Genomic DNA, 16,055 nt, shown 5'->3' with positions numbered 1-16,055 from the left:
GAAGGCTCCTGCACATGTCGGAGACGTCGGCCCGGTTGCTCAAGCTGCTCTCACTGCTGCAGACACCACGTGAGTGGACCGGCACGGAGCTCGCCGAGCGGCTGGGTGTCACCACCCGCACCATCCGCCGCGACGTCGAGCGGCTCCGGGAGCTCGGCTACCCCGTGCACGCGACGCGGGGTACGGCCGGCTATCGGCTCGGCGCCGGAGCGTCGCTGCCGCCGCTGTTGCTCGACGACGAGGAGGCGGTCGCGGTGGTCGTCGGTCTGCGGACAGCCGCGGGCGGATCGGTCGCCGGACTGGAGGAGCCGTCGCTGCGGGCGCTCACCAAGCTCGAGCAGGTGCTGCCGTCGCGGCTGCGCTACCGCGTCACCACCCTGCACACCGCGACCGTCCGAGCCGGCGACGAGCCCGGACCGCGAGTCGCCGCGGAGACGCTGATGGCCGTCGCCGAAGCCTGTCGCCGACGCGAACGGCTGCGCTTCGACTACACCGACGCGCACGGCGCTGAGACTGTCCGCACCGTCGAGCCGCAGACGCTGGTCAGCTTCGGCCGGCGGTGGTACCTCGTCGCGTTCGACCTCGACCGCTCCGAGTGGCGTACGTTCCGCGTCGACCGACTGCGGCCCCGTACCCCGACGGGGCCGCGCTTTGAACCGCGTCCGTTGCCGTACGACGACGTCGCGACGTACGTGGCGCGCCAGCTGTCCCAGGCGGCTTGGCCCTACCAGGCTACGGTGGCGCTGCACGAATCCGCCACCGCCGTGGCCGACCGGGTGTGGCCGGGCATGGGAGCCGTCGAGGCCGTCGACGATCGCAGCTGCCTGCTGCACGTCGGCGCCGACAGCCCATGGGCGCTGGTTTGGATGATCACCTCGGTCGACGCGGACTTCACGCTGATCAGCGGGCCGCCCGAGGTGCGCGTTGCCTTGCGGGCACACGGGCTGCGCTGTCTCCGCGCCGTCGACGGCCCCGACGACGCATCGGAAGAGGCCGATCCACCACGGCTGGGTCGTCCGTAACACCGACGACTCCGACACCGACGAACGAAACGCCTCTCCTGGCAGACCGGCGCCTTACGTCTCCTCGGTCTGGGTGATGGTCATCGACGGCACCGCTCCAGCGACGAGCGCGAGCTTGAGCCGGCTCTCGTCCTCACTGCCGGGCTCGGCGGTGAAGATCACCACCTTGAGATCGGTGTCGGTGTCCGTGAGAACGTCGCAGTCGAGAGTGATCTCGCCGACGCCCGGTCGGATGACCGTCTTGCGGTCCTCGGGGTGTCCCGCGACCGCGCCTTCCCGCCAGAGCTGCGCGAAGCGTGCGTTGCCGGCCAACGTCCGCTCGATGAGGGCGGACAGTCGCGGGTCATCCGGGTACTTCGCCGAGGCCCGGCGCAGGTCGGCGACGATGGCGCGCCCGGTGCTCTCGCGGTCCCGGAGAACGACGGGCCAGAGCCCGACACGACCGCAGTCGCCGGGGACGGGAAAGTGGGCTTTGACCAGGTTCCGATCCTCCGGGTCGATCCCGCTGGGGTCGCCGAGCACCGCGGACCATGCGCGATTCCACCAGATCAGCCGCCAGTCGGCGGCGAAGACGGCCGCCGGCGTCTCGCCCAGGCGGGTCAAGACTCTCTGCATCCCAGGAGGAATGTGGTCGACGATGTGCCGGTCGGACGGGGGACGCAGCCCGGCGAGGCGGTAGAGGTGGTCCCGCTCCTCCCGATTCAGCTGGAGCGCTCGGGCGAGCGAGGCGACGACCTGGGGAGACGGCCTGGTCGCTCGTCCCTGCTCCAGGCGGATGACGTAGTCCACCGAGATCCCCGCGAGCTCCGACAGCTCCTCGCGGCGCAATCCTCGAGCGCGACGTTTGCGCCCGGCGGGCAGACCGACCGCCGCCGGGCTCAGCCGGTCACGCCAGGCACGGAGGGTGGGACCGAGCCCGGTCTCCTCGCTCATACCGCCCATTCTCCGGCGCGCCGACACGATGTGACTGGTACCGGCAGTCCTACCGTCAAGGCGTCCCTGGCGGCCCGAACGGAGGCCGCGAAGGCTGAACGTATGAGCGACATCATCCTCATCACGGGGGCCAACAAGGGCCTCGGCTACGAGAGCGCCCGCCGCCTCATCGAGCTGGGCCGCACCGTGATCGTGACCGCCCGCGATCTTGAGCGCGGCAGGTCGGCGGCCGAACGGCTCGGCGCGCGCTTCGTGCGGATGGACGTCACCGACGAGGAGTCCATCAAGGCCGCGGTGGCCGACGTCGAGGCGCACGAAGGCCGCCTCAACGTGCTCATCAACAACGCCGGTGTCATGACGAACCGAGCGGACACGAATGACGGCAATGGGCTGAACACAATGGAGCTGCTCACCGCCGCCGAGGCGCTGCGGGTCTACGACACGAACGTGTTCGGCGCGCTGCGCGTGACGATGGCGTTCCTTCCGCTGCTCCGACGCTCGGAACACCCCGCAGTGATCAACGTCAGCAGCGGTATGGGCTCGCAGGGGCTGACGCACGACCCCGAGCGCGTCGAATCGCAGTTCGCCAGCCCGCTGTACGGATCGTCGAAGGCAGCGCTGACGATGATGACGACACAGCTGGCCAAGGCGCTGCCGGACATCCGGGTCAACGCCGTCGACCCCGGATACACGGCGACCGACCTCAACGGCTTCAGCGGCACCCAGACCGTCACCGAGGGCACCGACGCGATCGTCGCGCTGGCGACCGAGGGCCCGGACGGCGGCACAGGTCGCTTCGTCGACCGCTTCGGCACCGTCCCCTGGTGAGACTCCAGCGCCGTGCCCTGGTGAGAAGGACGTCCACGCGTCGGCTGTGAGCACTCCCCGTCCTCGTCCCGGAGGGGCTGCCCGTGGACGGTCCGGCGGCGACGGCGGGACCCTCCCAGGGTCCCGCCCGAGCTGCTGCCTGGGCACTGGGTCACTCTGTCAGTCGTCGACTCCGGATGATCTTGACGCAGCGTGATCGGATAAGGTCCGGCTGTCGCCCACGACGACCCGTCGCCCCCTTTGCAGCGTGCCGCACGGAGGTAGCAGGCAAATGGCCACCGACACGCCGGTTCCCCCTGGTGTCGATCCCACCAAGCCCAACGTCGGACGCATGTATGACCTGGTGCTCGGTGGCACCAACTACTTCGAAGCCGATGTGAAGGCGGTCGAGGCCATTCGCCAGTTCGTCCCCGAGACAGAGGACATCGTGTGGGCGAACCGAGGCTTCCTCCAGAGGGCCACCAAGTGGCTCGCGGAGCACGGAATCCGACAGTTCATCGACGTCGGCGCGGGCCTTCCGACGCGGAACAACACGCACGAGGCGGCCCAGGCGGTGGCACCAGACGCTCGCGTCGTCTACGTCGACATCGATCCCATGATCGTCGCGCACGGCCGCGACCTGCTCAAGGACACCCCGCACACGGTCTTCATCCAAGGTGACCTGCGGGCCCCGGACGGTATCCTCAGCCATCCGGAGGTCCGCGAGCTCATCGACTTCGACGAACCAGTCGCCATCGTGCTCGCCGCGGTCCTGCATTTCGTCTCCGACGACGACGACCCGTGGGGACTCGTCGACCGCTACATGGCTCCGCTGGTGTCCGGGAGCTACCTGGCCCTCTCCCATGCCACCTACGACCGCATCCACCCCGAGGTCATCGAGCGTTTCCGCCGGGTGTACGACAACGCCAACGAGCAGGCGCACTTCCGGTCGAAGCCCGACGTGGAGCGCTTCTTCGACGGCCTCGAGATCGTGCCACCGTACGACGGCGCTCCACCCGTGGTGACGTTCTCCGGGCTGTGGGGCGCTGAAGAGCCCGCCGACGCCGACAGCGACGGCTCTCGCTGGATCTACTGCGCGGTCGCCCGGAAGCCCTAGTTCTCGCCGACGGACCGTCCGCTGAAGTGCGAGTGGGGCGCTCAGAACCGACGCGCCGAAGGCTAGCCGAGCATGCTGGTCGAACTTCGAGACGAGCACAACCGGGTCCTCATCCATCAGCTGCGAACCCACGCCGAGCAATGGCTCGCGGCGAAAGGGCTGGACCAGTACCGCGGCCCACGGTCGCACCTCGTCCATCCGGACATTGACCGGCTCTTCGACAAGGGCGCCTTCGTCGGCTGGGTCATCGACGGCGACGTCAAGGCGGTTCTCGCCATCGATGAGCACGATCCCGACTTCTGGACGCGCGAGGAGATGGCCGAGCCCGGCGTCACGTACATCACTCGCTTCATGGCGCGGGAGCACGGCCACGGCTACGGCGCCAGCCTGCTGCGCGCCCTCGCCGAACGCGAGGCCAGCCGCGGGCAGCGCTACATCCGACTGGACTGCTGGCGCACCAACACACGCCTCCACGAGTACTACCGGACGCAGGGGTTTCGGCATGTCCGGACCGAGATCGTGGAAGGCCGCATGAGTGGCGCGCTCTTCGAGAAGGCGTTGAGTATCGACAGCTCGCCCACTGGGCGGGGCGCGGACGCGAGGCCGTGAGCAAATGGCGTAGGCCGCTTGGCACGGTGCGCGATCGAACGTGCCAAGCGGCCCACCGAATTGCGGCGGTGTACGCCGTCAGGACCGGCACCACACGGTCCGCAGAACCCGCTCGACCTCGCGTGCGGGATCGGCGACCGAGCCGGTGCTCCGCCAGGCGACGAACCCGTCCGGCCGGATCAGGACGGCCCCGTCCGTCCCGATGCCGTAGCGCTCGGGGCCGTCCTCCCCCGCGATCTCGCCTCCGAACCGGTACGCGTCGAGCGGAATGCCGAGTTCCTTGGCGGCGGACGTCGCGCCGTTGACCCAGTCGGACCCGCCAGGGCCGGCGAGCAGCACGGCGTTCTTGCCGTACAGGTCGATCGTCGACTGGGCGCCAGCCACCCCACCGTCGATCGGAACGTGGGGCGCTCGAGTCCCGGGTTCGCCGCGCAGCTTCGCGGGCGTCACCGGGTCGCCCTCCACCGGATCCAGGATCGCCGCCGACTGGTAGCGGTAGCCCATGGAGACCGCCGCGTGGTCCAGCAGCGGGGTCTCGGCACCGGGCCCCATCCGATCGCCGAAGCGCGCGAGCGCTTGCGTCATCGTCAGGAGCCCGACCGGTCGGCGCTCGTCGTGGTAGGTGTCGAGGAGGGAAGGCCCGGCCTCGCCTCGCACCACGGCTGCCAGCTTCCAGGCGAGGTTGTGCGCGTCCTGGATCCCGGCGTTCCCACCGAAGCCACCGGTCGGCGGGACCAGGTGGGCGGCGTCACCGACGAGGAACACCCGTCCCGACCGGTACTGCCTCGCCACCTGCGCGCCGATGCTGAAGCCGAAGATCTTGTGCTGTGTCCCCGGAATCTGCGGGCGGACGGTGACCTGGAGGTCGGGTAGTCCAGCCGCCGCGCGGACCAGCTCTGTGACTCGCTCGTCGGTGTACTCCTCGAGCTTCTCGTGCTCGGGCGAGTAGCCGGTGCCGAACACCCAGCGGGTGCCCTCCTCGTTGTGCGCGAGCATGATCGTGAAGGGCTGGGGCCGCTGCAGATAGGCGACGGTGACCTTGCGGCCGCGAGTCGCGGGTCGGAGGTCGGCGTCGACGATCGCGGTGATCGTGTGGAACAGCGGACCAGGCCCGTCGAGCGAGATGCCGAGGTGCTGCCGGATCGGGCTCGCCCAGCCATCGCAGGCGATGAGGTAGTCCGCCCGCACTGTCGTGGTCTCGCCGGTACGGCGGTCACGGATGTGCGCGGTGACGCCCTCGTCGTCCTGATCGAACGACACGAGCTCGGTCGAGAACCGCACGTCCGCCCCGAGCTCGACCGCACGACTCCGCAGGATGAGCTCCAGCTTGTCCTGGTCGATGGGGCCGAACCCGCAGGGGCTGACCGCGCCGGCGTCCTCCGGCACGTCGTCGTCTTCCTCGTCCTCGACGGCGTCGTAGTGCTCGTCGGCCATCGTCTCGGCCCGCACAGGCCGCCAGGCGAACTCCGCCCCCGCGAAGCTCGAGTCCTTGATCGCCTGCTCGATGCCCACCTGCCGGAAGATCTCGACCGTCCGCGGGGTGATCCCACGCAGCCGCGGGTGCATGAGCAGGTCGGGGTGGCGTTCGACGAGCAGGGTCGGTACGCCGTGCCAGGCGAGGAACACGGCGCTCGACAGCCCGGTCAGCGAGCCACCGACGACGAGCACGGACGTGCGGGTGGGCTGCGTCTGGACGTTCACTGTCTGCTCCCTCTCTTCCCTCCGTAGGTCTGCGGTGACGAGGAGCACCGGTTCGGTCCCGCACGCTCGAGGACCACCGGGCACCCTTCGAGCGCCACAGCCGACATCGACACCAGCAGTATCAACCATCCGGATGAGGTAGTCAACCGTACGGATGAAAGAGTCATCCAGATGGATGAATTGCGCTAGGATCGAGGACATGGAACGTCGGCAAGCCGCTGAGGCGACGCCTGCCAGCTCCGCTCGATCGCGGCGAGCGCCCGGACCGGACGAGCGCCGCCGCGACCCGGAACGGACCCGCGAGCGCATCCTGGACGCCGCACTCACGGAGTTCGCGGCGAGGGGCTACGCGGGGGCGCGGGTGAACGAGATCGCCGAGCGAGCGGGAGTCAACAAGCAGCTGATCTCCTACTACTTCGGCGGGAAGGAGGGGCTCTACCGGGCCATCGCGTCGAGTTGGCGACGGCAGGAGACCGAGGCGTCGACCGAGCAGCAGAGGATGACCCTCGCGGAGCTCGTCACCAGCTACCTACCCCGCTCCGCACACCAGCGCAGTCTCGTCCGGCTCCTGTTCTGGGACGGCCTGATGCCCGCCGGCGGAGACCCAGGAGGTGAGGAGCGCGGCTCCCGCATGCGGGAGGCGGTGGCCGATCTGGAGAGGCGCCAGCGCGACGGCGAGCTGGCCGACGACATCGACCCCGGATGCTTTCTCCTGGCGTTCATGGCGGCCGCCAGCGCGCCCGCCGCCCTCCCACATCTCACCCGGAGCATCACCGGCCTCGAGCCAGACTCCCCGGAGTTCCTCGAGCGGTACGCCGAGCAGCTCGGTCGCATGGTCCGTCACCTCGCGAAGGACTGACACCGCTGGCGTCAACCTGAAGGTGACCGGCGGGCGACCACCTGACGTGGGATCGTGGCCGCGGCGCGGGCCCGGTCTCGTCACCTCGGGAGGTCCTCCGTGATCTCCGCGATCGCGACCTCGAGCGTCTGTCCCGCCTCAGCGAGCCACTGGTGGCGGCCCTCCTGGACGACGACGCGGCCGCCGACGACGACATCGGTCACGTCGGCGGCCGTGGCCGCGAAGACCACGGTCTCCGGCGTGGGCCCACACCCCGCGGTCCGGACCGAATCGAGGCGAATCGTCACGAGGTCGGCGAGGGCACCCGGCGCGATCCGCCCGGCCTGCGGCCACCCCAGGGCGCGGTGTCCGTTCACCGTCGCCGCCGTCAGCAGCTCGGCCGCGTCGAAGCTCCCGCGCACGAGCGTCTGGAGGCGGGTGTGGAGCTCGACGGCGCGAGCCTCCTCGAACAGGTCCACGACCGCATGGCTGTCCGAGCCGAGGGTGAGCCTCACCCCTGTGTCCGCCAACCGGCGCGCCGGCGCGATGCCGTCGGCGAGATCGCGCTCGGTGGTGGGGCACACGCACACGCCGGTCCTCGTCTCACCGAGCACCCTCACGTCGTCGTCGTCGAGGTGGACGGCGTGGATCGCCGTCGTCTCCTCGCCCAACGCTCCCGCGTCGGCCAGAACTCGTACGGGCGTCCGACCCAGCAGCTCGACGCAGGCGGCCACCTCCGCCGGTTGCTCCGCCACGTGCACGTGCAGCGGCGCGCCACGAGCCCGAGCCCACGCCACCACGTCCGGAATCTCGGTGAGCGGTACGGCCCGAACAGAGTGCAGCGCGGCACCGATGCGAGTCGTGGCGTCGGAGGACAGCCGGTCGACCCGTTCCGCCCACCGTGCCGCCGTTTCGTCGCTGAACCGAAGCTGGACCCCTGCCACGGGCCGGCCGAGACCGCCAGCGAGGTAGCACGTGTCGAGCAGGGTGATCCGGATCCCCACCTCGTGCGCGGCCGCGATGAGGGCGTTGCCCATCGCGTTCGGGTCCGCGTACGGCGTCCCGTCGCGGGTGTGGTGGACGTAGTGGAACTCCCCCACACACGTCACGCCGGCGAGCACCATCTCGGTGAACACCGCACGAGCCAGCCGCTGGTAGGAGTCCGGGGCGAGACGGCTGGCCAGCGCGTACATACGCTCCCGCCAGGTCCAGAACGAGCCACGACCGCGCTGGGCGTGTCCCCGCAACGCGCGATGGAAGGCGTGTGAGTGGACGTTCGCCAGCCCTGGGATGGTGAGTCCACGCAGCCGCCGGGCTGTCCCCGGTGGCCGCGGTACTCCCGGGGTGACCGCGCTGATCGTGTCGCCGGCGACGTCCACGAGCACGCCCGGAACCACCTCACCGGACGGCAGCCAGGCGTACTCACACCACCAGGAGGCCACGGTCGCATCCTGCCCGGCCGGCGACGCCGCGAACGCGAGCCAGAGCCCGCCGCGCAGGCGCGGCCCGCGAGCACCGAGCATGCGCGACCGTCGCGACGCTCACTCGTCGGCCGTCGTGAAGTACTGCTCCGGGTCGCTGGGTCCCGGCGTCGGCCACTGCCAGCCGTCGATCATGGTCGGCACGTTGTGGAAGTCGTTCCGGACGATGCCGTAGCCGGGCGCGGGGAGGACGGTGCCGATGGTGTAGAACTCCTCCTTCGCGATCTGCAGGATCTGGCGAAGGTAGTCGGCCTGCTCGGCGTCGTCCGTGGTGGCCAGCAGCCGGTCGTACAGCTGGAGCTGCCGCAGCATGGGCTCAGGCGGACGCTCCCCCTGTCGGCCACCGCTCGCGTACCAGTCGCGCCACAGCACCGCGTAAAGGTTGTAGCCGGCGACGCAGAAGTAGCGGGGCTCCAGGGTGATGGACGCGGTGAAGCCGGTGTCCCCGATCCAGATGAGCGCGTCGTGGTCGTTGGACTTGATCCGCTCGCTCCACAGCCCATAGTCCTCCGGCTGGATCCGGACCTCGACACCGACCGCCTTCCAGTAGGTGCGGACCAGCTCCAGGAGCGCCGGGAACTCCGGCACCTGCCCCGTGGGATAGTCGATCGTGAAGCTGATCGGCCTCCCGTCCGGTCCGAGCCTCCTGCCCTCACCATCTCGTTCGGGGAACACTCGGTCCAGGTGCTGGTTGGCGCGGTCGACGTCGTACTCGGTGTACTGCTTGGCCATCTCCTCGTCGTACAGCTGGTCCTCCGGACGAGGCGCCACCTGCCAGGGCTCACCCTGCCGCTGGAAGGCGACGTCGATGATCTCCTGCCGGTTGATCGCGTACGACAGCCCGATGCGGAAGTCCCTGGCGTTGAAGATCTGCCGCTTGACCGGGTCCTTGTGGGTGAGGTTGAACATCAGGATGGCTTCGTTCATGTCGTCGCGCGGAGCCTCGAAGAAGTCGTAGCCGCCCTTCTCGCGCCCTCGCGCCAGGACCGGCTTGTTGCGCAGGGTGTTGATGTGCCGGATGTGCATGTCGTACGCGCCGGAGCTCGCCCGGAGCAGCATGACCTCGGGGTCGTTGACCATGTGGAAGACGACCCGGTCGAGGTAGGGAAGCTGGCGTCCCTCGGGGTCGACCTTCCAGTAGTACGGGTTGCGCTCCGCGATCACGCGCTGGGCGTTCCGCTCGACGACCCGCCACGCGCAGATGGTCGGCAGCTCGGGGTTCTCCCACAGCGTCGCCTTCGACCCGAACAGCTCCACCCAGTCCTCGGCGCCCTCCTCGCGGACCAGGCTGTCGATGTCGTCGTTGTAGTCCTTGTGGAACCGCCTGAGGTAGTGCGCCGGGTGGCTGACCAGCGCCAGGCCACGCGAGGTCGCCTGGTCCTGCACGAAGATGCTGTAGGGCCGCTCGAAGACGAACCTGACCGTGTAGTCGTCGACCTTCTCCGCGGTCGGGTTGTTGTCCTGCAGCGGGTACAGCTCGGTGTTGTTGAGGACGTCGTTCTGGGCGAAGACGATGTCGTCGGCGGTGAAAGGCTCACCGTCGGACCACTTCATGCCCTCGCGCAAGGTGAAGGTGAACTCGGTGCCGTCCTCGTTGGCGGTGAACTCCTTCGCCACCCCCGGGATGATCTCGCTCGTGCCGGCGAGCCCTTTCCATTCGCGGGGCCAGCGCACCAAGCCCTCGTAGCAGATCGTCCGCTGGATCCAGTAGTTGTCGCTGGCGCCCAGCATGGGGGTGTCCCATGCTCCGCCGTACTGGCCGATGCGCTCGACCGGCTCGACGACGGGCGGCTCCACTGGCAGGCGCTCCTCGACAGGCGGCAGCTTGCCGGCCGCGACGAGCGAGGCCAGCATGGGCGCTTCCTTGCCGTTGGCTCGTCGACGCCCGTCGTCGCCGTTCGACTTCTTCGATGGCTCGGTGCTCAGCAGATCGCACGCCGTGGCTGCGGTCACGGCTCCGGCCAGCGCACCGGCCCGGAGCATCGCGCGTCTGGTGAAGCCGACGCCTGCTCGTTTGGTGGCCACGTCGTCGCTCCATCGGTGTCCGGTGACGTCAAGCCGGGAATGACGTCGGGGTACGGGCTGGTGGTGCGGCCTTTGCGCTGAGTGTGAAGAGCTGCGGCGGTCACGTCAACAGCCCGAGCTGTCCTCATGGCGACGACCTCTCGGCGCTCGGTCCCCTCAGCGACGACGTGGCGGTGACGACGGACCGAGCGAGGTCAGCGATAGGACGCGGTCAACGCGCCGGTGGCGAAGGGGCCCGACCGGGTCGCCGAGACGATCACCGTCGCCACCTGGCTCGCGAACGACTGCCACCAGGTCGGGTCCAGCGGCGCCGGCAGTGTGGGCGACGGCCTCTCCTCCTCGCCTCCGCTCCGTGCGCTCGCCGTGCGGTCATGGAGCGCGGGCGAGGGGGTGGCAAGGATTCGTTGACGGATGTCCGCCACCTCGGCGGGCGTGAGCCGCACCCGCCGCGCCCACACGTCCAGCAACCTGTCGAGGTCAGAACGTCCCGTCATCATCCACTCTCCCCCACCTCGGGCTCGACGAGTTGGAGACGCTCCGCGAGCGCGCGGCGCGCCTTCGCCAGCTTGTAGCGGACCGTTCCGGCGGGTTGCCCCAACGCCGCGCCGATCTCAGCGCTGGTCAGCTCACCGACGACCCGCATGGCGAGCACCACCCTCAAGTCTTCCGGAAGAGCACGCACCGCCTCACCCAGCTCCTCGAGCAGCTCATCGCGCTGGACCCGGGTCTCGGGGTTCTCCGCGGCCGCGGACTCCGCCTGAGCCGTGACGTCCAACGCTCGGATCGTGGCGTCTCGGGTGGCGCGCGACCGGTGGGTGTCGGTCGCGAGGTTGCGGGCCACCGTGAAGATCCAGGCTTGTCGCCGTTCCGATGGCAGTGCCGCCACCTCGTCGAGCCGCCGCCACACCCGCAGGAACGTCTCCTGCACGAGGTCGCGCGCCAGCTCCCGATCTCCGACCCGACCCAGCAGGTAGGCGTGGACGGCCCGGTGGTTCGCCTCGAAGATCTCGGTGAACAGCTGTTCCGGGGTGGCCACGTCAGTCCGCGTCGTCGCCTGCGGTGCCCTCGCCTTCCGCGTCCTGTTCTTCCTCGTCCTCTCCGGTCGCGCGCAGGGCGCCGTAACGCTCGGTCGTGAGCAGCTGCAGGACGGGCAGGAGCTCTCGCGGGGCGGTGAGCTCACCGACCAGGGTGACCTCGCTGACCTTGGCACGGAGCAGCTCGGCCGGCACGTCGTCGTCGATGCGCAACGAGCCCACCACCGCGATCGCGATCGGCTCCTCCACCAGCTCGAAGAAGCCACGGCTGAGCACGTCCTTGCCCAGGAAGAACCTCGGCTGTCCGGTGTACCAGGCGACCTGGCCGCTGCCGGACAGCACGCTCGCCAGGACCGCTTCACTGGCGCGCGGCAGAACGAGCTGCCCGGTGTAGAAGATGCGCTGGTATCCCACGCTTTCCACCGGGCTGGTGACGATGACCTGGCCGGCGAGGAGCAGCACGTCGTCGGGCGATCCTCCCGTGTTGGCCAAGCTCTCCCCGGAGATCCGCACCTGGCCGGTCAGCTGACGGAACTCCTGTCCCTCGGCATGGCGGTAGTAGTTGACCTCGCCCGTCACCCGGGTCAGGCCGGCCCCGAGCGCCGACTCGCTGCCCTTGGGGGCGAGGACCGTCCCGGTGACGACGATCTCCCGGAAGGTCACCTTGGTGACCGGGCTGGTGATCACCAGGCTTCCGGTGACGAAGAGAACGACGTCCTCGTTGGCGGGGTCGGCGAGCGCGTCACCGCCCAGCAGCACCGTGCCGGTGTGGACACGCACCCGCGCGCCGGTCGGGACGGGGACGACCGCGCCGACGTTCCGCATCCTGACGCCGGTAAGCGCGGGGCTGAGGCTGTCCGGTACCACGACCGCGGCCACGTTCCGGATCTCCTCGATACCGGCCAGGTCCTCTGCTGAGGTGATGTGCGAGAGGTCGAGGAGGGGCAGGTTCTCGATCCGTCGGCCCTGGACGCTCGTCATGGCTCATCCCTTCGCTGTCACGCCCGGCCTCCCCGCCGGGCACGTGTCGTACACCCGAGAAGACGGACGAACGGCCGGACTGTTGGGCTGTGTGACGTCCTTCACATCACCCGGGCGCGACCTGAGCCCGACAGGCACTGAACGCATGTTTAGCATGATGAACATGCGTTCAACGAGTGTGGCGGAGGACCTCACCGCCAAGGCGCGGATTCGGGACGCCGCCGTTCGCCGCTATGCGGCCGACGGCATGGACGCGCCGCTGCGCGCCATCGCCGCCGACGCGGGAGTGAGCCCGGGCCTGATCGTCCACCACTTCGGCTCCCGCGCCGGGCTGCGGCAGGCCTGCGACGAGTACGTCCTGGAGCAGATCCGACGCACCAAGTCGTCGGTCATCGGCGCCCAGCACCCGCCAGGCGCCCTGCTGAGCCAGATGGCCGAGGCGGAGGAGTACGCGCCCTTGGTCGGCTACGTGCTGCGCTGCCTGCAAGCCGGCGGCAAGCTCGCCAGCGACTTCGTCGAGCAGATGGTCGCCGACGCCATCGTCTACATCGAGGACGGCGTTCGCTCCGGCGTGATCCGGCCGAGTCGTGACCCCGAGGGCCGCGCCCGGGTGCTGGTGGAGATGGCCGTGGGAGCGCTGCTCCTCCAGCTACCCGCCCGCCAGGAGCACCTCGACCTCGACGAGCTGCCCGCCTGGTTCCGCTCCTACACCGAGCGGATCCTGCTTCCCCTGCTCGAGCTGTTCACCGAGCCGCTGTTCACCGACAGGTCGTTCCTCGACGCCTACCTCGCGGCCCGCCAGCGATCGGCCACGTGATGCCGGGCCGCGACACGATTCCGACGACGGACGGAGCGCCCCATGACAAGTCTCGCGATTGAGACGCACGACCTCACCAAGTCCTACGGCAGCACTCGTGCCTTGGATGGCCTCTCGCTGCGTGTCGAGACCGGCCAGGTCGCGGGCTTCCTCGGCCCCAACGGGGCCGGCAAGTCCACGACGATCCGCATCCTCCTCGGCATGCTGCGCGCCGACTCCGGCACGGCCCGCGTCCTCGGCCTCGATCCGTGGTCGGACGCCGTCACCATCCACCGGCGCATCGCCTACGTGGCCGGTGACACGAGCCTGTGGCCGAACCTCACCGGCGGCGAGGTGATCGACCTGCTGATCCGGACTCGCGGCGGAAAGCCGCGCTCCCGCCGCCGCGCCGAGCTGTTGGAACGCTTCGAGCTCGATCCCACCAAGCGAGTCCGCACCTACTCCAAGGGCAACCGCCAGAAGGTCGCTCTCGTCGCGGCGCTGGCCTCCGACGCCGAGCTGTTCCTCCTCGACGAGCCGACCTCCGGTCTGGACCCGCTCATGGAGGCCGTCTTCACCGAGGAGGTCCGCGCCCTGCGCAACCAGGGCCGCACGGTGCTGCTCTCCAGCCACATCCTCGCCGAGGTGGAGAAGCTCTGCGACACCGTCACGATCATCCGAGCCGGCAAGGACGTGGAGAGCGGCACGCTCAGCCAGCTCCGACACCTCACCCGGTCCACCGTCACCGCCTCGCTGCGGAACCCGGCCGTCGTGAGCGGCGCACCCGGCGTTCACGACCTCACCGTCGAGAACGGTCACGTGCGCTTCGACGTCGACAACACAGAGATCGCGTCCGTCTTGCGGCTGCTCGCCGACGCTGGGGTGGAGAACCTCACCGTCGCGCCGCCCTCGCTGGAAGAGCTCTTCCTCCGTCACTACGGCGACCAGGTGCGCGAGGAGGTGACCACGAGATGACCGCCAGCACGATGGCCCCGGCCGAACGCGGAGCCCGTAGCCGCCCCGGCACCGCCGAGCCGTGGGCGGGCACCCTCGCCTTGCTTCGCCTCTACCTGCGTCTGGACCGCGTTCGCATTCCGGTGTGGACGGCTGCGGTCGGCCTCCTCGTCGCCGGCTCGGTCGCCTCGATGGAGGAGATCTACTCCACTCCGGAGTCACTCCAGGCTCGGGCGGCGCTCATGGCCAACCCGTCGGCGGTCATGATGACCGGCCCAGCGTTCGGTCTGGACAACTACACCTTCGGCGCGATGGTCGCCAACGAGCTGTCGCTCTACCTCCTTCTGGCGGCGGCGATCATGAGCATCCTGCTCGTCGTCCGGCACACGCGCGCTGACGAGGAAGCCGGGCGGCTGGAGATCCTGCGGGCGCTTCCCGTCGGCCGCTTCGCACCCGCGACGGCCGCCGCGCTCACCGTCACGCTCGCCAACCTGCTCGTCGGCGCCGCCCTCGTCGTCGCGCTGGTCGGCACCGGGATGGAGGCGGCCAGCTCGCTCGCGATGGGTGTCGGCACCGCCTTGACCGGCCTGGTGTTCGGCGCCGTCGCGGTGGTGACGGCCCAGCTCACCGAGCACAGCCGGGCCGCCACGGGCATGGCCCTCGCGACGTTGGGCACCGCGTTCCTCGTGCGCGCGGTCGGTGACGTCATCGACAACCAGGGGTCGTGGTTGTCGTGGTTCTCCCCGCTCGCCTGGGCCCAGCAGACGCGGATGTACGTCGACCTGCGGTGGTGGCCGCTCGCGCTGTCGGCGATGACGGTCGTCGTGCTGCTCGCTGTCGCGGTGGCGCTGTCCCAACGTCGTGACCTCGGCGCCGGACTCCGCAAGGGCAGGCCTGGCCCGGCGGAGGCGACACGAACCCTGCTCTCGCCGGTGGGATTGGCGCGTCGACTGCTCCGTGGGGCGTTCCTCGGCTGGGCACTCGGCACCTTCGCGTTCGCGCTCGCCTGCGGCTCCATGGCCACCTCGCTTGAGGACGCCGTCGTGGAGATCCCCGAGCTCGGCGAATGGATCGCTGTGGACCTCGACGACCTCACGTCGAGCTTCGCCGCCTCGATGCTGTCGTTCGTCGCGGTCGCCCTCCTCGCGTTCGCCGTCTCGGCCGTCCTGCGACTACGCACGGAGGAGGAGGCGGGCCGGGTCGAGGCGGTGCTCGTCACCGGCAGCTCGCGCCTGGGTTTCCTGGGCGGCTGGCTCGGCTGCGTGGCCGTCCAGACGCTCCTCATGGCGGTGCTCACCGGGCTCGGCCTGGGTCTGGGCATGTGGGCGGTGACAGGGGACGTTGCGTGGGTCGGGCGCCTCGCCACCGGCGCGCTGGCGTACCTGCCGGCGACCTACCTGGTCGCCGCGGTCGCCGTCGCCCTCTACGGCAGCGCGCCGCGCTGGGCCACCGTGACCTGGCTGCCGGTCATCTGGGTGGCCTTCACGCTCTTCCTCGGCACGTTGCTGGACCTGCCCTCGTGGGCGATGGACCTGTCGCCGTTCACGCACACGCCGTTGGTCCCGAGCGCTGACGTCGAGGCCGCTCCGCTCCTCGCCATGGCCGGTCTCGCGCTCCTCCTCACCGTGGTCGGCTTCGTGACCTACCGGCGACGCGACATCGTCCCTGGCTGAGTGAGGCCTCAGCGCCGGCGTGATGGAGACGCCACCAGGTCGTGGACGGCCTCGGGAGCGCGAGGCGTTGTCGAGGCCGTCCAC

General features: G+C 69.9%; 15 protein-coding genes. 8 read left to right on the top strand and 7 right to left on the bottom strand.

What is annotated here, in order from left to right:
- Nucleotides 1–14: 14 nt before the first annotated feature.
- Complete coding sequence (locus DFJ64_RS15735; RefSeq protein WP_115851130.1) at nucleotides 15–1,022, top strand: helix-turn-helix transcriptional regulator; 1,008 nt, start codon at nucleotides 15–17, stop codon at nucleotides 1,020–1,022.
- Nucleotides 1,023–1,076: 54 nt separating this feature from the next.
- Here the strand turns inward: DFJ64_RS15735 and DFJ64_RS15730 are convergent, their stop codons facing one another.
- Entirely contained in the window at nucleotides 1,077–1,955 is an 879-nt protein-coding gene (locus tag DFJ64_RS15730) for a helix-turn-helix transcriptional regulator (RefSeq protein ID WP_211310632.1), read from the bottom strand.
- 102 nt (nucleotides 1,956–2,057) lie between these two features.
- On the opposite strand from DFJ64_RS15730, the gene DFJ64_RS15725 reads away from it, so the two are divergent.
- The 3 genes from DFJ64_RS15725 (at nucleotide 2,058) to DFJ64_RS15715 (ending at nucleotide 4,488) form a co-directional block, all read left to right on the top strand.
- A complete protein-coding gene (locus tag DFJ64_RS15725) occupies nucleotides 2,058–2,783 on the top strand; it encodes an SDR family NAD(P)-dependent oxidoreductase (RefSeq protein WP_115851128.1) in 726 nt (241 codons plus the stop codon).
- 271 nt (nucleotides 2,784–3,054) lie between these two features.
- On the top strand, nucleotides 3,055–3,879 hold the full coding sequence (locus DFJ64_RS15720; protein WP_115851127.1) for an SAM-dependent methyltransferase: 825 nt from the start codon (nucleotides 3,055–3,057) through the stop codon (nucleotides 3,877–3,879).
- A gap of 72 nt (nucleotides 3,880–3,951) precedes the next feature.
- Nucleotides 3,952–4,488: a GNAT family N-acetyltransferase gene (locus tag DFJ64_RS15715; protein ID WP_115851126.1), complete on the top strand. Its 537-nt coding sequence runs from the start codon at nucleotides 3,952–3,954 to the stop codon at nucleotides 4,486–4,488.
- 78 nt (nucleotides 4,489–4,566) lie between these two features.
- Here DFJ64_RS15715 and DFJ64_RS15710 read toward each other — a convergent pair whose 3' ends face one another.
- A complete protein-coding gene (locus DFJ64_RS15710) occupies nucleotides 4,567–6,189 on the bottom strand; it encodes an FAD-dependent oxidoreductase (RefSeq protein ID WP_245941166.1) in 1,623 nt (540 codons plus the stop codon).
- A gap of 199 nt (nucleotides 6,190–6,388) precedes the next feature.
- On the opposite strand from DFJ64_RS15710, the gene DFJ64_RS15705 reads away from it, so the two are divergent.
- Complete coding sequence (locus DFJ64_RS15705; protein ID WP_115851125.1) at nucleotides 6,389–7,048, top strand: TetR/AcrR family transcriptional regulator; 660 nt, start codon at nucleotides 6,389–6,391, stop codon at nucleotides 7,046–7,048.
- Between the two features lie 80 nt (nucleotides 7,049–7,128).
- Here the strand turns inward: DFJ64_RS15705 and DFJ64_RS15700 are convergent, their stop codons facing one another.
- The 5 genes from DFJ64_RS15700 to DFJ64_RS19520 all read right to left on the bottom strand — a co-directional run bounded on the left by DFJ64_RS15700 (nucleotide 7,129) and on the right by DFJ64_RS19520 (nucleotide 12,548).
- Nucleotides 7,129–8,550 (bottom strand): formimidoylglutamate deiminase, encoded by a 1,422-nt coding sequence (locus DFJ64_RS15700; protein ID WP_115851124.1) that lies wholly within the window; start codon nucleotides 8,548–8,550, stop codon nucleotides 7,129–7,131.
- Between the two features lie 18 nt (nucleotides 8,551–8,568).
- The gene (locus DFJ64_RS15695) at nucleotides 8,569–10,533 is read right to left on the bottom strand and encodes an ABC transporter substrate-binding protein (protein WP_115851123.1); all 1,965 of its coding nucleotides are present in this window, start codon (nucleotides 10,531–10,533) and stop codon (nucleotides 8,569–8,571) included.
- Nucleotides 10,534–10,727: 194 nt separating this feature from the next.
- Nucleotides 10,728–11,027 (bottom strand): hypothetical protein, encoded by a 300-nt coding sequence (locus DFJ64_RS15690; protein WP_147304731.1) that lies wholly within the window; start codon nucleotides 11,025–11,027, stop codon nucleotides 10,728–10,730.
- Nucleotides 11,027–11,569, bottom strand: a complete 543-nt coding sequence (locus DFJ64_RS19525) for an RNA polymerase sigma factor (RefSeq protein WP_170152633.1) — start codon at nucleotides 11,567–11,569, stop codon at nucleotides 11,027–11,029. Before DFJ64_RS19525 ends, DFJ64_RS15690 begins: the two co-directional genes overlap by 1 nt.
- Nucleotide 11,570: 1 nt before the next feature.
- Nucleotides 11,571–12,548: a hypothetical protein gene (locus DFJ64_RS19520; RefSeq protein WP_170152632.1), complete on the bottom strand. Its 978-nt coding sequence runs from the start codon at nucleotides 12,546–12,548 to the stop codon at nucleotides 11,571–11,573.
- 163 nt (nucleotides 12,549–12,711) lie between these two features.
- Here DFJ64_RS19520 and DFJ64_RS15680 point away from each other — a divergent pair, with 163 nt between their 5' ends.
- Genes DFJ64_RS15680 through DFJ64_RS15670 form a run of 3 tightly spaced genes read left to right on the top strand, consistent with a single transcriptional unit; the run spans nucleotide 12,712 to nucleotide 15,971 of the window.
- Complete coding sequence (locus tag DFJ64_RS15680; RefSeq protein ID WP_115852150.1) at nucleotides 12,712–13,365, top strand: TetR/AcrR family transcriptional regulator; 654 nt, start codon at nucleotides 12,712–12,714, stop codon at nucleotides 13,363–13,365.
- A gap of 42 nt (nucleotides 13,366–13,407) precedes the next feature.
- A complete protein-coding gene (locus tag DFJ64_RS15675; protein ID WP_115851121.1) occupies nucleotides 13,408–14,319 on the top strand; it encodes an ABC transporter ATP-binding protein in 912 nt (303 codons plus the stop codon).
- Entirely contained in the window at nucleotides 14,316–15,971 is a 1,656-nt protein-coding gene (locus DFJ64_RS15670) for an ABC transporter permease (RefSeq protein WP_115851120.1), read from the top strand. The genes DFJ64_RS15675 and DFJ64_RS15670 overlap by 4 nt, the downstream gene beginning before the upstream one ends.
- Nucleotides 15,972–16,055: the final 84 nt, after the last annotated feature.

Source organism: Thermasporomyces composti (assembly GCF_003386795.1).
Lineage (GTDB): Bacteria > Actinomycetota > Actinomycetes > Propionibacteriales > Actinopolymorphaceae > Thermasporomyces > Thermasporomyces composti.
The sequence above is the reverse complement of the archived record's forward strand: the minus strand, read 5'-3'. Positions and strand labels throughout refer to the sequence as shown.

What these genes read in the sequence shown, in the direction of transcription:
- DFJ64_RS15735 (WP_115851130.1), top strand. Translation starts at nt 15, where the DNA reads ATGTCGGAGACGTCGGCCCGGTTGCTCAAGCTGCTCTCACTGCTGCAG.
- DFJ64_RS15730 (WP_211310632.1), bottom strand. Translation starts at nt 1,955, where the DNA reads ATGAGCGAGGAGACCGGGCTCGGTCCCACCCTCCGTGCCTGGCGTGAC.
- DFJ64_RS15725 (WP_115851128.1), top strand. Translation starts at nt 2,058, where the DNA reads ATGAGCGACATCATCCTCATCACGGGGGCCAACAAGGGCCTCGGCTAC.
- DFJ64_RS15720 (WP_115851127.1), top strand. Translation starts at nt 3,055, where the DNA reads ATGGCCACCGACACGCCGGTTCCCCCTGGTGTCGATCCCACCAAGCCC.
- DFJ64_RS15715 (WP_115851126.1), top strand. Translation starts at nt 3,952, where the DNA reads ATGCTGGTCGAACTTCGAGACGAGCACAACCGGGTCCTCATCCATCAG.
- DFJ64_RS15705 (WP_115851125.1), top strand. Translation starts at nt 6,389, where the DNA reads ATGGAACGTCGGCAAGCCGCTGAGGCGACGCCTGCCAGCTCCGCTCGA.
- DFJ64_RS15700 (WP_115851124.1), bottom strand. Translation starts at nt 8,550, where the DNA reads ATGCTCGGTGCTCGCGGGCCGCGCCTGCGCGGCGGGCTCTGGCTCGCG.
- DFJ64_RS15690 (WP_147304731.1), bottom strand. Translation starts at nt 11,027, where the DNA reads ATGACGGGACGTTCTGACCTCGACAGGTTGCTGGACGTGTGGGCGCGG.
- DFJ64_RS19520 (WP_170152632.1), bottom strand. Translation starts at nt 12,548, where the DNA reads ATGACGAGCGTCCAGGGCCGACGGATCGAGAACCTGCCCCTCCTCGAC.
- DFJ64_RS15680 (WP_115852150.1), top strand. Translation starts at nt 12,712, where the DNA reads ATGCGTTCAACGAGTGTGGCGGAGGACCTCACCGCCAAGGCGCGGATT.
- DFJ64_RS15675 (WP_115851121.1), top strand. Translation starts at nt 13,408, where the DNA reads ATGACAAGTCTCGCGATTGAGACGCACGACCTCACCAAGTCCTACGGC.
- DFJ64_RS15670 (WP_115851120.1), top strand. Translation starts at nt 14,316, where the DNA reads ATGACCGCCAGCACGATGGCCCCGGCCGAACGCGGAGCCCGTAGCCGC.